Here is a 15411-nt window from a genome sequence, read left to right on the forward strand (position 1 = left end):
TAGGTAACAAGTGCACTTTCATGAGGAGTTAACTTAGTTTTAGCCCACTTAGGTGGGCTAACTCATTTTATGCTAATTGTGTTATGCCGGTTTGTTCAGTGTAATTTTGACTTTAAGAATACGGTGACTTTCTACCTCGGCAATTTCAAATTGATAATCGCCAATTTGGATGGTATCGCCAACATTAAGCAAATGCTGCGCTTTTTCCATCAAAAGTCCCGCTAATGTATGATATTCTCTTTTATCATCAATAGGGATTGGGACAAATCGTATCAATTCTTCAACAGGAATATAACCATTGGCTATCCAACTATTATCCTCTAAGCATTGAATATCATGTTTGGCGTCGATTTCCTCTTCTTCGGTTGGAAAGTCCCCCGCGATGGTTTCAATAATATCTGTGACAGTCACAACACCTTGCATTGAACCAAATTCATCAACTACAAAGGCAAAATGGGTTTTAGCTTTTTTAAATTGCTCTAACGCAACTAATAACGAGACTGTTTCTGGAAAAATCAGCGGTTGTTTTATTAGTGCATTAATATCAATCGGCTCTTTGTTTTGTAGCACATCTTTTAAAAGATCATTAACCTGAATAATACCTAATGGTTCATCAATTGAAGCTGTATCAGTCACCACTAATCGAGAATGTGGATTATCGAAAATTTCTTTTAAAATAACTTCACGATTTTCATTAATGTTGATCATATCAACATTTAATCTCGAGGTCATAATACTGCTTACCGAACGCTGTGCAAGTCCGAGTACTCGTTCAACCATACTCAGTTCTTGATGATTAAATACTGATACTTTTTTATTGGCATCAGATACAACATCAACGGTATGCGTGTCTGGATCTTCTTCGGCATCGCCTTTAAGTAAATGTAATATGGCTTCGGCAGTGCGTTCACGTAATGGTTTTTTGTTTAACGCTTTACGGCGATTAAAGATCGCTAATTGATTGAAAAATTCAATCATAATCGAGAAGCCAATTGCGGCGTATAAGTAACCTTTAGGTATTGCAAAACCAAACCCTTCAGCAACTAAACTAAACCCAATCATCAATAGAAAACTTAAACAGAGGATAACGATTGTTGGATGTGAATTAACAAAATTGGCAAGCGGTTTACTGGCGACCATCATGATTCCAATTGCTATACATACTGCAATTATCATGACTGGAATATGTTCTACCATCCCAACAGCAGTAATCACCGAATCGAGCGAAAATACCGCATCAAGTACGACAATTTGTGCAACAACGGTCCAAAAATGAGATGTTTTTTTCGGTTTGCCATCTTCCTGTGAAGCACCTTCAAGTCGTTCATTGAGCTCCATGGTGGCTTTAAATAGTAAAAATATCCCTCCAATTAACATAATTAATTGGCGTGCATTAAAACTTATTCCTGAGATTGAAAATAATGGCGTTGTAAGGGTGACTAACCAGCCGGCAAACATTAGTAAAATAATGCGTGTAATTAATGCAAAAGCAAGTCCCGTGACGCGTGCTTTATCTCGTTGTTGGGGAGGAAGTTTCTCGGCAAGAATGGCAATGAAAACAATGTTATCAATACCAAGGACGATTTCAAGTACAACCAGAGTAGATAAACCAATCCAGATTGTAGGATCCATGATCCATTCCATATGTCAGGTGATTACCTCTAATAAATACAGCACATGCTGCCTAGTAATTCTGTCTGTAATTGACTAAATAATCAATAAAATATTTATAATTTTTGTCAAAATTTAGTAGTTTTGTGATTAAGAGTGGGGCGGTTTTTTACTTTAATGTAGGTGTTTCTTTGAAGTTTTGAACGAGATTGGGTGATTTTGGGGTAGGGTGAGGTTTTTGGTTCAGTGATTTTTTTATAACGATAATGGGGTCCGAGTAAAGAGGAGGTGTTAGGGGATTTTGCAAAAAATCCCCTAACTTGGACGTGTTCACTAAAAAAGAAAAATCAGCAAAACGGCTAATGTCCGAAACCCAAACCAAACAAAAAAATCTCTTTTAAGAAATTAAGAAATTTAAAAAACAAATTTGATGGATAAGTAGAAATGATTCCTGACAAAAATCACCAATCCTTAGCTGCGCCAGAACGTTGGCGTAAATAATACTAACAAGGTGAAGATTTCTAATCGGCCAAATAACATATCGACAACCATTACCCATTTAACTAAATCACTAACAGTTGCAAAGTTATCGCTAACACTACCTAACCCAACACCTAAGTTATTTAGGGATGAGGAGACAATGTAAAAAGAATCAGTTGCATCAACGCCTGTGCCCATAATTATAAATAGACTGATTAAAAAGACTAATGCATAGGCAGAAAAGAATCCCCAAACCGCTTCGATGATACGTTCGGGTACGACGCGGTTATTGAGTTTTAAGGTATAAATTGCGTTAGGGTGAATTAAACGCTTTAATTCACGCGATCCTTGCATAAAAAGTAACAATACACGCACTACCTTTAATCCACCACCGGTAGAACCAGCGCAGCCACCGATAAATGATGCAGAGAGTAAGAAAATAGGTAATGAAGACGGCCAAGTATTAATATCATCAACCGTAAAGCCAACGGTTGCGGCTATTGAGACTACTTGTAATATAATTTTATCAATACTTAGATGGCGTTGTGGTTGATAGACATAAATAACAAAAGCACAGATAATAATTAAAATTATAAGAATAAAAAGGAAGGTTCTAAACTCTTGATCTCGCCAATAAACACTGATAGAAAACCCATTTAGTGCCGCAAAATGTAGTGCAAAATTACAACCCGATAAAATTAGAAAAATGGTCACAATATAATTAATGGCCGGGCTATTAAAATAAGCTAGATTATTATCATGAGTTGAAAATCCGCCCATCGAAATCGTCGAGAAACTGTGTGAAATGGCATCAAATACATTCATGCCAGCAAGCCATAAGCAAACAGCACATAAGGTGGTGAGCAAAATGTAAATTGACCACAGTGTTTTTGCTGTTTCGGCAATACGTGGTCGCATTTTACTATCTTTTTGTGGGCCAGGAATTTCGGCCCGATAAAGCTGCATGCCCCCAACCCCTAATAATGGTAAAATGGCTACGGCTAATACGATGATACCCATCCCGCCAAGCCATTGTAGCAACTGACGGTAAAAAAGTAGTGCTTTAGGTAGATGGTCAAGATGCACAATAGTGGTTGCACCCGTTGTGGTCAAGCTAGAAAACGATTCAAAAAAAGCTGTGGTTAAGTTAAGGTTGATATGGTTGTCAAAAATAAAGGGAAAAGCGCCGATAGTCCCTAATACTAACCAAAATAGTACAACAATAAAAAAACCTTCACGCGTAGTAAGTTCATGGCGATGATTTCGATTAGGAAGCCATAAAACACAACCTAAAACTAATGATGCGAAAAATGAACGGACAAAAATCGCTCCCGCACCATCACGATAAATCAACGCGACTAATGCTGGTAAAAGCATAAATATCGATAATAAGGCTATTAACAATCCAACGATTCTGATAATTGAACGCCAATGCATCATAATGATAGTCTCTACTTAAATCCTCGGGATGCTTTAATAAGATCATAAGCGGCTTGAATTTCTTGCGCACGTTTTTTAGCCGCTTCTAACATCTCTTTCGGTAAACCTTTTGATACTAGTTTATCTGGATGATGCTCATTCATTAATTTACGATAAGCGCGTTTAATTTCTGAGATTTCAGCTGTTGGCTCAACGCCCAAAATTTTGTAAGCATTTTGCAAATCTGATTGAGTCGAGCGACCTTGGTAACCACCATAATTATTGTTCTGATTATATTGACTATGTTGGTTGTACTGATTTTGAGAATAACTATAACTATTTTGACCAAAATGATAGCTCGCCATCATCATTTTGATATACGCTGCCATTTGCTGACGAGGTATATTGAATTCATCTGCTACAATAAAAAGAATGTCTAACTCTTTATCATCCAATTGACCGTCAACCAGCGCGGCTTGAATGAGTTGTTCACAAAAAATATTTAACACATTACGTCGGTAACGATATTGTGCATAGAGTTCAGCCAAACGTGAACGTAGTGGGTAATCACTAGCTTTACCGCGATTGAATGACTCTTGAGCTAACTGGCGGCTGTTATTATCAAGTTGTAATCTATCCATAAATTGGCGAGCTAGATTGATATCATCTTGGGTCACCACACCTTTAGCTTTACTTAAATGTCCCAATACTTCAAAAACAACGGTTAAATAGAGCGTTGGATTTGCTTGGGTTCGTTGATTGGTTAATTTATTGCAAAATGCTTGATAAAGCATAGGACCAATAAAAAGACCCAGTATAAACCCCCAACTTGTTTTTAAGACAATGCTTAACACAAAGCCTGTAATAATCGCCCAAATAAAAGACATATTATTCGTTCACCTCAATTCGATCTATTTTTTGTAGCCCGCGAGGTAAAGCACTACCTTTACGCGCGCGTTCTGCGGTAAATTTTTGTAAATCAGCAGGATAAAGCGTTAGTTTGCGTTTACCAACATGTAAGGTTATTGATGTAGTTGGTGTGATTAACATCATATACGCTAAACTATCATCACTACCGGCAAGTGAAATAATTTTATTACCTTTGCCTTTGGCTAATTCGGGTAAATCTTTTACCGGGAAAATTAACATACGCCCAGCTTTAGTGATAGATAACAGTAAGCTTGCTTCATCAGTAATTTCAATAGGTGGTAATACCTGAGCCTGATTAGATAAATTAATGATAGCTTTACCATTACGATTGCGCGCAACTAAATCACTAAATTGACAAATAAAACCATAACCTGCACTTGATGCTAGTAATAATTTTTGATTTTCATTAGCTGACATAAGGACATGTTCAACTATTGCCCCAGCAGGGAGAGCCAATTTTCCGGTAAGCGGTTCGCCTTGACCTCGAGCAGATGGTAATGTATTGGGTTCAATGGCGTAGCTGCGACCAGTAGAATCAATAAAGACAACCGGTTGATTACTTTTACCTTTGGCTGCCGCTTTGAAGCTGTCTCCCGCTTTATAACTTAGCCCAACGGGATCGATATCATGACCTTTTGCCGCTCTTACCCAGCCCATTTCGGACAGCACAATAGTAACGGGTTCGGACGGTGTTAATTCTTGTTCGGTAATCGCTTTCGCTTCGCTACGTTCAACAATTGGCGAACGGCGATCGTCGCCATACTTTTCAGCATCTTGCTGTAACTCTTTTTTGATTAAATTACTGAGTTTTCTTGGTGAGTCAAGTAGAGCTTGTAGTTGATCGCGTTCTTTAGCTAGATCAGCTTGTTCGCCTTTAATGCGCATCTCTTCTAATTTTGCTAAATGACGCAGTTTTAACTCTAAAATCGCTTCTGCTTGTGTTTCACTTAAGGCAAATCGTTTAATCAATTCTTCTTTTGGATCGTCTTCATGTCGAATAATTTCAATAACTTCATCAATATTTAAAAAAGCTATTAATAAACCATCTAAGATATGAAGGCGTTTTAAAACCTTGTCTAAACGATAGTTTAAACGTCTGGTTACGGTATTACGGCGATACTCTAGCCATTCAGTAAGAATTTCAACTAAGCCTTTCACTGCTGGGCGGTTATCAAGCCCAATCATGTTCATATTAACACGATAACTTTTTTCCAGATCGGTTGTCGCAAATAGATGATTCATCACTTGTTCTAAATCAACGCGATTGGAGCGCGGTACAATCACTAGACGCGTTGGATTTTCATGATCTGACTCATCACGTAAATCTTCAATTAACGGCAGTTTTTTTGCTCGCATTTGTGCGGCGATTTGTTCTAATATTTTTGCACCTGAAACTTGGTGTGGTAGATCAGTAATAACAATATCACCGTCCTCTTTTTTCCAAACGGCACGCATGCGAATTGATCCGCGTCCAGTTTGATAAATCTTTGCAATATCTTCTGGCGAAGTAATAATCTCGGCTTCAGTTGGAAAATCCGGCCCTTGAATGTGAGCCATCACTTCACTCAGTGTTGCTTTAGGATTATCGGCTAACATAATAGCGGCATTAGCCACTTCACGGATATTATGCGGTGGTATGTCAGTTGCCATCCCTACTGCAATACCGGTGGTACCATTTAATAAAATATTGGGTAATCTAGCTGGTAACATTTTCGGTTCTTGTAATGTACCATCGAAGTTAGGGGTATAATCGACCGTGCCTTGTCCTAACTCGCCTAATAGCAGTTCAGCATATTTCGATAAGCGTGATTCGGTATAACGCATAGCGGCAAAGGATTTGGGATCATCTGGCGCCCCCCAGTTACCTTGTCCGTCAACTAAAGGATAACGGTAGGAAAATGGCTGAGCCATTAATACCATCGCTTCATAACAGGCACTATCACCATGTGGGTGATATTTACCTAAAACGTCACCAACGGTACGTGCTGACTTTTTAAATTTAGCTTGAGCATTAAGCCCTAATTCTGACATGGCATAAACAATACGGCGTTGCACTGGTTTTAAACCGTCACCAATAAACGGCAGTGCACGGTCCATAATGACATACATCGAGTAGTTTAAATAAGCGCTTTCAGTAAAGGTACGTAGCGATTGAACTTCTACTCCGTCATGAGTTATCTCACTCATTATTGTTCCTCTAAATCATTCTTTATGTTAGACATCAAGTTGGACTTGGTCACCTTTTTCTTGTAACCATTCACGGCGATCTTCTGAGCGTTTTTTCGCAAGTAGCATATCCATTAATGCCATGGTTTCTTCGGAATTATCTAATGATAATTGAACTAAACGGCGAGTATTGGGATCCATCGTTGTTTCACGTAGTTGCAGTGGATTCATTTCACCTAAACCTTTAAAACGTTGGACATTCGGCTTGCCTTTTTTACGTTTTAACTGATCTAAAATTCCTTCTTTTTCTTCTTCATCCAAGGCATAGTGAACCTCTTTACCAAGATCGATACGATAGAGTGGCGGCATGGCAACAAAGACATGCCCATGTTCGACCATGGCTTTAAAATGGCGAACAAAAAGCGCACATAGCAGCGTAGCTATATGTAATCCATCGGAATCGGCGTCAGCTAAAATACAGATTTTACCATATCGTAATTGACTTAAATCATCACTGTCAGGATCAATACCAATAGCGACCGAGATATCATGGATTTCTTGAGAGCCAAGCACTTCATCTGATGAGACTTCCCAAGTATTTAATATTTTACCTTTTAACGGCATTATCGCTTGATACTCACGATCGCGAGCCTGTTTTGCTGAACCGCCCGCAGAATCCCCTTCCACTAAAAAGAGTTCGGTTCGGCTTAAGTCTTGTGACGAGCAGTCCGCTAATTTGCCTGGAAGGGCTGGACCACTGGTCAGCTTTTTACGGATAACTTTTTTTGATGCTCGTAGGCGTTTTTGCGCACTTGAAATGACCATTTCAGCCAGTAATTCAGCGACTTGTACATGCTGATTTAACCAAAGGCTAAAGGCATCTTTAACAATCGCTGAAACAAACGCCGCACTTTGTCGTGATGACAACCGCTCTTTGGTTTGACCGGCAAACTGGGGCTCTTGCATTTTGACCGACAGTACATAAGCGCAGCGTTCCCAAATATCATCGGCTGTGAGTTTTATTCCTCGCGGTAATAAATTGCGGAATTCACAAAATTCACGCATCGCATCGAGCAGACCTTGGCGTAAACCATTTACATGGGTACCGCCTTGTACCGTTGGAATTAAGTTAACGTAACTTTCTGTTAACAGTTCACCGCCTTCAGGCATCCAAAGTAGTGCCCATTCAACTGCTTCGGTTTCACCATTATGGCTACCAGTAAAGGGTTCTTCTGGTAAAAGCGTGTAACCACTAACTGATTCCATTAGGTAATCTTTTAAACCGTCTTGATAGCACCAGCGTTGTTCGGTATTGTTGATCTTATCTTTAAAAATGATTTCAAGACCGGGGCAAAGTACAGCTTTGGCCTTCAATAGGTGCGTTAAACGTGGTACTGAAAATCTTGGTGAGTCGAAATATTTTTCGTCAGGCCAAAAATGAACTTTGGTTCCCGTATTACGACGACCACATGTACCAATAACATGTAAATCTTCAACTTTATTGCCATTTTCAAACGCGATTTGATACACTTGCCCATCACGGTTAACGGTAACTTCTACACGCTTTGATAAAGCATTAACTACCGAGATACCTACCCCATGTAAACCACCAGAAAATTGGTAATTTTTATTAGAGAATTTTCCCCCTGCATGTAAGCGGCACAGTAATAGTTCAATCGCCGGAACGCCTTCTTCTGGGTGAATATCAACCGGCATTCCTCGTCCATCATCAATCACTTCTAATGAGTTATCTTCATAAAGTGTGACTTTAACTTGTTTGGCATGCCCCGCTATTGCTTCATCAACACTGTTATCAATGACCTCTTGCCCTAAATGGTTTGGGCGAGTAGTATCCGTGTACATCCCTGGTCGGTGACGGACAGGATCAAGTCCTTTTAGGACTTCTATATCAACGGCATTATATGTGGATTGTGACATAATTTTTCTATTTATCCGGATAAATGGGAGTATTATACCAATCTTTCATTAAGATGTATGAAATTAAATTTATGCTTACTTGAAAATAGGTTTTTTAAAGCTGCGTTATTTGATAATAATTCTTATTATATTAATTTATTTGAAGTTAATTAGTTATTTTTCTATTTCTCAGTTTTTTTATTGTACTTTTAGTATTATGATAGATAAATCCCACAAAAAAATTAAGGGAATAAGATGAGCAAGTCAGAAAACAAGATTACTCGGCGTGATTTTTTGCAAAAATCGCTCGCTGTCGGGAGCGTTACTGCGCTCGCAAATAGTTTTCAATTACCATTTGCCTATGCCGAACCTAATCCGACAACTCAAAATAGTCTAGCACCAAATCCTACTAATGATGAGAAGATTTTTTATAGTGCTTGTTTAGTTAATTGTGGTAGCCGATGTCCATTAAAAGTCCATGTAAAAAATGATATTATTACTAAAATTTCGTCGGAAGACGGTATTGACGAACCTGCCTTTGGATTGCATCAAATTCGTCCTTGCTTGCGAGGTCGGGCTGTTCGTTGGCGAACCTACGATCCTGAGCGTTTAAAATATCCCATGCTCCGTATTGGTAAACGAGGTGAAGGTAAATTTAAACGCATTTCATGGGACGAAGCCATTAATCTTCTTGCAGATAAGCTTAAATATACCATCAACCAATATGGTAATGAGGCTATCTATTATCAATATGGCACAGGCACGACGGGCGCCAATCTTTCTGGGCGTAATGTCTGTAAGCGATTTTTAAGCAGTATTGGCGGCTTTCTTAATTATCATGGTGATTACTCAAGTGGGCAGATAACCGCCATTCAACCTTATATTTATGGTAATGCTAAAGATTCATTATTGGATCAAATAAAGCATTCTGATGTAGTTGTGATGTTTGGTCATAATGTTGCCGAAACGCGAATGTCGGGCGGTGGGCAAGTTACAGAGCTGTTTAATGCATTAGCGCAAAGCAACGCTCGAGTAATTATTATCGATCCAAGGCGTAGTGAAAGTGTGGTTGGTTATAATGCGGAGTGGATCCCGATTATTCCCGGTACTGATGCCGCGTTAGTCGCTGCAATTATTTATGCACTATTAGAGGAAGATAAAATTGATGAGGCAATGCTTAATCGATATTGTGTGGGTTGGAATGCTGACACTTTGCCTGATTCTGCACCGCCTTTTAGTGATTATAAATCGTATATTTTAGGTTTGGGGGATGATAGAACCGCTAAAACCCCTGAATGGGCAGCGAAAAAGACCGGTATTCCAGCTGCAAAAATTCGGCAACTGGCGCTTGATATTATCAATGCTAAAGCAGCTTGGATCTCTCAAGGTTGGGGGGCTCAACGCTGGCAAAATGGCGAGCATACAGCTCGTGCAATTATGTTATTACCAATTATTACGGGTCAATTTGGTAAACGTGGTACTAATATTGGAACATGGGGAGGAAGTGTGACTTATCCTGTTCCAGGTTTAAACCTTTTAAATCCGATTAAAACCAGTATTCCTTTCTTTTTATGGACGAAAGCTATTGCAGATCCAGATAGCATGACAGCTAAAAATGCCTACATACTGGGTAAAGATAAACTCGATGTAGGTATCAAATTCTTATGGAGTTATGCCAGTAATGTAATTGGCAATCAGCATGCTGATCTCAATCAAACCCATCAAATTTTACAAGATGAATCAAAATGTGAATTTATTCTAGTGTGGGATACCCATATGACTGCATCGGCACGATATGCTGATTTATTGCTACCGGATGTATCATCGGTTGAAAGCAATGATCTTATCAATAATTCTTATGCAACGGGTGCTTATCACTATTTTATTCGAATGCAGCGGGCTATTAAGCCATTATGGGAAAATCGCCCTGCATATGAGGTTTTGACTGAATTGGCTGAAAAAATGGGTGTTAAAGAGAAATTTACGCAAGGGCGAACTCAAGATGAGTGGATAGCTTATAGCTATGAAAGAATGCGCAAGCAAAATCCTGATTTACCCCCTTTTGCTGACACTGATGGGATGGGCGTGATTGACCGTAAATTAGCTGATAGTGATGCACAAATCGCGTTAAAAGATTTTCGAGACGATCCGATTAATCAGCCATTAAATACGCCGTCCGGTAAAATAGAAATCTATTCCGAAGCATTAGCTAAGATAGCTGGTGAATGGGAGTTTGATGAGCAGGATATGCTTTACCCCATTCCAGCTTATCTACCCGCTATTGAGGGGAGTGAAGATATAGCAATGCGGCAAAAATATCCGTTACAAATGATAGGATTTCATATTAAAGGCCATTGTCACTCTAGTTATAGTAATTTACCTCAATTACGCGAAGCTGTAGCAAGCAGTATATGGATTAATCCACTAGATGCAGAGCAACGGCAAATTAAGCACGGTCAACTTGTAGAAGTTTTCAATGATCGAGGACGACTTTATATTCCCGCTAAAGTTACACCAAGAATATTACCTGGCGTGATTGCTATTCCGCAAGGATTATGGGCTAAAACTAATGCAGCCGGCATTGATATTGGTGGTTGTGTGAATCGCTTAACTTCTATGCGGCCTTCAGTTCTGGCTAAATCTAATCCACAGCACACCAATTTGGTTGAGATTAAACCATTGTCGGTGATGTCATCGACATCATAGGTAATAGGGGGATGAGCAAAATGCAATTTGGATTTTATATTAACTCGGCCAAGTGTACTGGCTGTAAAACCTGCCAATTAAGTTGTAAAGATGAAAAAGATAATGCGCTCGGTGTTCATTATCGGCGCGTATATGAATATGGCGGTGGTTCATGGCAGCAAGTTGATGGTATTTGGCAAAATGATACTTTTACCTATTATTTATCCATTTCATGTAATCATTGTGAGCAACCAACTTGCGTGCAAGGTTGCCCAACTGGTGCGATGCATAAACGCAAGGAAGATGGTTTAGTTGTGGTTAATCAAGATGTGTGCATAGGGTGCCGCTATTGTGAAATGCGCTGTCCATATGGGGCGCCTCAGTATGATCACCAAAAACGGGTGATGTCAAAATGTGATGGTTGTTATGAGCGCGTGGCTGAGGGGCTAAAACCAGTATGTGTAGAGTCTTGTCCACAACGTGCATTAGATTTTGACCAAATCGATAAATTACGTGAGCGCTATGGTGAAGAACGTAATATTGCTCCATTACCTGATGCTCAGTTAACAAAACCTAATATCGTGATTAAACCACATGCCCAAGCTAAAGCTTCGGGTGATACTTTGGGTAAAATACTCAATCCAGAGGAGGTGTAATATGCATGAATTACCGCTAGTGTTTTTTACGGTGTTTGGGCAACTATCCGCTGGCATGGTGTTTTTAAGTAGCTTATATTATCTAGTTAATCATACAAAAGATAAATTATCTATTATTCAAAAAATTAATGTTATCAGCCTGATTTTTATGGCGATAGGTATGATCATTGCTTCTTTCCATTTAGGGCATCCTTTACGCGCATTAAATGTGATTTTTGGGATTGGTCGCTCGCCGATGAGTAACGAAATTTTTACCTTTGGCGTATTATTTGGTGTCACCTTTGCTTCAGTAGTATTAAATTATTTTTCGTGTTATCCAACTAATGATAAGTTCAGATTCTTTAGAGTTATTTGCTGGAAGGTAAATAAGATTCCTTATGTCAATGGTCTACTATCAGCCGTTTTGATTTTATTGAGCTTAGTGTTTGTTTGGACCATTGTTTTAACCTATATGTTACCAACAGTCAAAACATGGGATACGTATTACACTGCCTTGCAAATGTATACTGCTATGTTTGCTTTAGGTGGGATTGCAAGCGCTATGTTAGGTTTAAAACGGTTGGGCAGCGTTGTTTTTTTTATTGGCGGATTGTTAATCCTATTGTTGAAAATACCTTATGCTAATTTAATGGCAACTATTACGCCAGAACTCACCGCTCAGCAAAGTGGTTGGATGATTGGTGAATGTGCTTTAATCTTAGTTGCTTTGTTGTTAGTGATTATCAATATTTGGCGAGCAAATTATTCGATTGTCTTGTCGATTATCGCTTTTACTTGTGTTTTTGTTGCTGAAATTTGTGGGCGCATTGTATTTTATAATTTATGGATAATTCCATTATAATAAGTAACAAACAATTTTACTCATCAAGATGAAAAAATCGTCTAACGATAATTAAGGGATAGAATAATTTGGATAAGTTAGCATGCGCAACGGTGGCAAAAGTGTTAGGTGCTTTTTTTTATTATTCGCCAAATAGCCAGATTGTACAGCCACTGATTAATCCTTTATTACATATAGATAAACTTATTGATTGGCAAAATCCATCATTAATTAGTCAGCAATGCCAAACATTAATGACAGAGATAAGTAATACAGATCTTGATTATCAATTTTCGTTGTTATTTGAAGGGCAGGGTGATATGCCTGTACCCCCTTGGGGATCCGTTTATTTAGATCAAGAACAGTTATTAATGGGCGAATCACAAGAGCGTTATCGTCAGTTTTTACAGCAACACGGGATAACTCTTAATACCGGTATGAATGAGCCGGAAGATCAGTTTGGATTAATGTTAATGGCATTTGCGTTATTACTCGAAAAAAATCAAATATCAATTGCCAAGCAATTAATTAATGAACATTTACTGACCTGGTCATCAAACTATTTAGAATGCTTGAAAAATAATGACATTAGCCAATTTTATCAATCGTTAGCCGTCATTGCTCAGCAATATTTGTTAATGCTATCGACGTTATAGTAGGCTTTGAATTCCTTTTAACTTTTTACTTTGCTTAAGTTTTATAGACATTGTCGCAACTTTGCAGCTTTTAAGGGAAACGGTATAATCCTGCTATTACTTTTCAGATAAACCCCAAATTATGTTAGCTTATTTACAACTGATGCGGTTAGACCGACCAATTGGTACCTTATTATTACTATGGCCCACGCTTTGGGCAATTTGGCTGACTGGTCAGCCTTATACTTATACCTCATTAGTGTTTGTTTTAGGGGTAATTGTTATGCGTGCGGCTGGCTGTGTGGTAAATGATTATGCCGATCGTAACTTTGATGCACATGTCGAACGAACCCAAAATCGCCCATTGGCACGGGGTGCATTAACTGCTAAAAATGCATTATGGACACTAGTGTTACTTTTAGCAATAGCACTTGGTTTATTGCTAACTTTAAACAAATTGACTTGGTTAATTGCCTGTTTTGCTTTATTAACCGCCATGATTTACCCTTTCATGAAGCGTTATACTCATCTTCCTCAAGTTATTTTGGGGCTAGCATTTAGTTGGAGCATTCCAATGGTGTACGCGGCAACCATTGAGCAATTTCCATTAACTTGCTGGTTACTTTGTTTAGCGAATATTAGCTGGACGGTCACTTATGATACTGAGTATGCTATGGTCGATCGAAATGATGATATAAAAATTGGTATTAAATCAACGGCAATTCTATTTGGTTGTTATGACAAATTAATGATTGGTGTGTTACAAATGATCGCCATAATCTGTTTATTGATTGTTGGGTTAATCAATCATTTATCGTTTATATACTATAGCGCGTTAGCATTAGCCTCGATGTTATTCATTTATCAACAAACATTAATCAAGCAACGCCAACGCAATAACTGTTTTAAAGCATTTATGAATAATAATTCTGTAGGGTTGTTGGTTTTTTTCGGGATTTTTTGCAGTGAGTGGTTTGTTTGATTTTTATCCATAAATATGGATATTCCCATAAACTTCTGGTCGGGAATTGTTTTTATTTATCAATCAAATTTGTTTCTTAAATTTTAACTTCTTAAAAGAAGTTAAACCGTGATTAAAAATTTTAAGGAAATGGATGCGTTTTTGCATCCCCCAAAAATCTCTTGATTTTACATTTTACATCTACTACAAAATAAACATTTTCATTTTTGTTCCGCTAATGTCGCTTGTACAATTCGTAATGCATCAAATGTCTCTTTAACATCATGGACACGAATAATGTGTGCACCTTTCATTGCAGCAATGACAGCACAAGTTACACTACCTAGCATACGCTGTTGTGGTGGTACATTTAATACTTGTCCAATCATAGATTTCCGTGACATGCCTACCAATAAAGGGAGGTCAAAATGGTGGAATTTTTCTAATGTTGCTAAGAGTCGATAATTATGAGCCAAGGTTTTACCAAAACCAAAGCCAGGATCGAGAATGATTTTTTGTCGATCAATTCCTGCTTGTATGCAACGATCAATATGTTGAGCAAAAAAGTCATCCACTACTTGATAGATATCTTGTTCATAATGTGGTGCATTTTGCATAGTTTTTGGATCGCCTTGCATGTGCATAATACAAACGGGTAATCCTGTTTGGGACGCAGCTTCAATTGCGCCAGGTTCGGTTAGTGCACGGATATCATTGATTAAGTGTGCACCTGCTTTTGCCGATTCGGTTATGACTTGTGGTTTTGAGGTATCAACCGAAATCCAAACATCAAAATAACGGGCAACTTTTTCAACTAAAGGAATCACTCTATTGAGTTCTTCTTCAACCGAGACTTCAGCCGCCCCTGGTCGAGTTGATTCTCCACCAATATCAATGAATGTGGCACCGGCTTGGATCATGTTATCGACACGACGCATTGCATCATCAAGATTGTTGTAATTGCCACCATCAGAAAACGAATCTGGTGTCATATTTACAATACCCATCACTTGTGGATAAGAGAGCTCCATTACTTGATTTTGAAAACGTATTTCCATGGTTATAGCCTTATTCGATTTTTATTGATAATGTTTTTATGCGATATTAAAAACGCTTGAGCACAATTGTTGC

The 15411-nt window shown here is 38.4% G+C and carries 11 protein-coding genes; 5 read left to right on the forward strand and 6 right to left on the reverse strand.

Going from position 1 to position 15411, the window contains the following annotated elements:
* Positions 1–81: 81 nt before the first annotated feature.
* The 5 genes from J3U56_RS11605 to parE all read right to left on the reverse strand — a co-directional run bounded on the left by J3U56_RS11605 (position 82) and on the right by parE (position 8544).
* Positions 82–1644 (reverse strand): TerC family protein, encoded by a 1563-nt coding sequence (locus J3U56_RS11605; RefSeq protein ID WP_416379618.1) that lies wholly within the window; start codon positions 1642–1644, stop codon positions 82–84.
* A gap of 438 nt (positions 1645–2082) precedes the next feature.
* Positions 2083–3528 carry a TrkH family potassium uptake protein gene (locus tag J3U56_RS11610; protein WP_267334564.1) on the reverse strand — a complete coding sequence of 482 codons (1446 nt, stop codon included), beginning with the start codon at positions 3526–3528 and terminating at the stop codon, positions 2083–2085.
* 14 nt (positions 3529–3542) lie between these two features.
* Positions 3543–4397, reverse strand: coding sequence for a co-chaperone DjlA (djlA, locus tag J3U56_RS11615; protein WP_267334530.1), 855 nt, complete (start codon positions 4395–4397; stop codon positions 3543–3545).
* 1 nt (position 4398) lies between these two features.
* Positions 4399–6627: a DNA topoisomerase IV subunit A gene (gene parC / locus J3U56_RS11620; RefSeq protein WP_267367821.1), complete on the reverse strand. Its 2229-nt coding sequence runs from the start codon at positions 6625–6627 to the stop codon at positions 4399–4401.
* A 27-nt stretch (positions 6628–6654) separates the two neighbouring features.
* On the reverse strand, positions 6655–8544 hold the full coding sequence (gene parE / locus J3U56_RS11625) for a DNA topoisomerase IV subunit B (protein ID WP_267367823.1): 1890 nt from the start codon (positions 8542–8544) through the stop codon (positions 6655–6657).
* 234 nt (positions 8545–8778) lie between these two features.
* On the opposite strand from parE, the gene J3U56_RS11630 reads away from it, so the two are divergent.
* The 5 genes from J3U56_RS11630 to ubiA all read left to right on the forward strand — a co-directional run bounded on the left by J3U56_RS11630 (position 8779) and on the right by ubiA (position 14301).
* A complete protein-coding gene (locus J3U56_RS11630; RefSeq protein ID WP_267367825.1) occupies positions 8779–11229 on the forward strand; it encodes a DMSO/selenate family reductase complex A subunit in 2451 nt (816 codons plus the stop codon).
* A gap of 20 nt (positions 11230–11249) precedes the next feature.
* Positions 11250–11864: a DMSO/selenate family reductase complex B subunit gene (locus J3U56_RS11635; protein WP_416379621.1), complete on the forward strand. Its 615-nt coding sequence runs from the start codon at positions 11250–11252 to the stop codon at positions 11862–11864.
* Between the two features lies 1 nt (position 11865).
* A complete protein-coding gene (locus J3U56_RS11640) occupies positions 11866–12705 on the forward strand; it encodes a dimethyl sulfoxide reductase anchor subunit family protein (RefSeq protein ID WP_267367827.1) in 840 nt (279 codons plus the stop codon).
* Positions 12706–12773: 68 nt separating this feature from the next.
* Positions 12774–13340 carry a molecular chaperone TorD family protein gene (locus J3U56_RS11645; RefSeq protein ID WP_267367830.1) on the forward strand — a complete coding sequence of 189 codons (567 nt, stop codon included), beginning with the start codon at positions 12774–12776 and terminating at the stop codon, positions 13338–13340.
* Positions 13341–13461: 121 nt separating this feature from the next.
* Positions 13462–14301 (forward strand): 4-hydroxybenzoate octaprenyltransferase, encoded by an 840-nt coding sequence (ubiA, locus tag J3U56_RS11650; protein ID WP_267367832.1) that lies wholly within the window; start codon positions 13462–13464, stop codon positions 14299–14301.
* Positions 14302–14501: 200 nt separating this feature from the next.
* On the opposite strand, the gene folP is transcribed toward ubiA, so the two are convergent.
* On the reverse strand, positions 14502–15338 hold the full coding sequence (gene folP / locus J3U56_RS11655) for a dihydropteroate synthase (protein WP_267334545.1): 837 nt from the start codon (positions 15336–15338) through the stop codon (positions 14502–14504).
* Positions 15339–15411: the final 73 nt, after the last annotated feature.

The sequence above is a fragment of the Gilliamella sp. B2824 genome, from assembly GCF_026536245.1.
Classification (GTDB): domain Bacteria; phylum Pseudomonadota; class Gammaproteobacteria; order Enterobacterales; family Orbaceae; genus Gilliamella.

Excerpts from the sequence above, each read along its gene's own strand:
- J3U56_RS11605 (WP_416379618.1), bottom strand. The coding sequence starts at position 1,644 with ATGGAATGGATCATGGATCCTACAATCTGGATTGGTTTATCTACTCTG.
- J3U56_RS11610 (WP_267334564.1), bottom strand. The coding sequence starts at position 3,528 with ATGCATTGGCGTTCAATTATCAGAATCGTTGGATTGTTAATAGCCTTA.
- djlA (WP_267334530.1), bottom strand. The coding sequence starts at position 4,397 with ATGTCTTTTATTTGGGCGATTATTACAGGCTTTGTGTTAAGCATTGTC.
- parC (WP_267367821.1), bottom strand. The coding sequence starts at position 6,627 with ATGAGTGAGATAACTCATGACGGAGTAGAAGTTCAATCGCTACGTACC.
- parE (WP_267367823.1), bottom strand. The coding sequence starts at position 8,544 with ATGTCACAATCCACATATAATGCCGTTGATATAGAAGTCCTAAAAGGA.
- J3U56_RS11630 (WP_267367825.1), top strand. The coding sequence starts at position 8,779 with ATGAGCAAGTCAGAAAACAAGATTACTCGGCGTGATTTTTTGCAAAAA.
- J3U56_RS11635 (WP_416379621.1), top strand. The coding sequence starts at position 11,250 with ATGCAATTTGGATTTTATATTAACTCGGCCAAGTGTACTGGCTGTAAA.
- J3U56_RS11640 (WP_267367827.1), top strand. The coding sequence starts at position 11,866 with ATGCATGAATTACCGCTAGTGTTTTTTACGGTGTTTGGGCAACTATCC.
- ubiA (WP_267367832.1), top strand. The coding sequence starts at position 13,462 with ATGTTAGCTTATTTACAACTGATGCGGTTAGACCGACCAATTGGTACC.
- folP (WP_267334545.1), bottom strand. The coding sequence starts at position 15,338 with ATGGAAATACGTTTTCAAAATCAAGTAATGGAGCTCTCTTATCCACAA.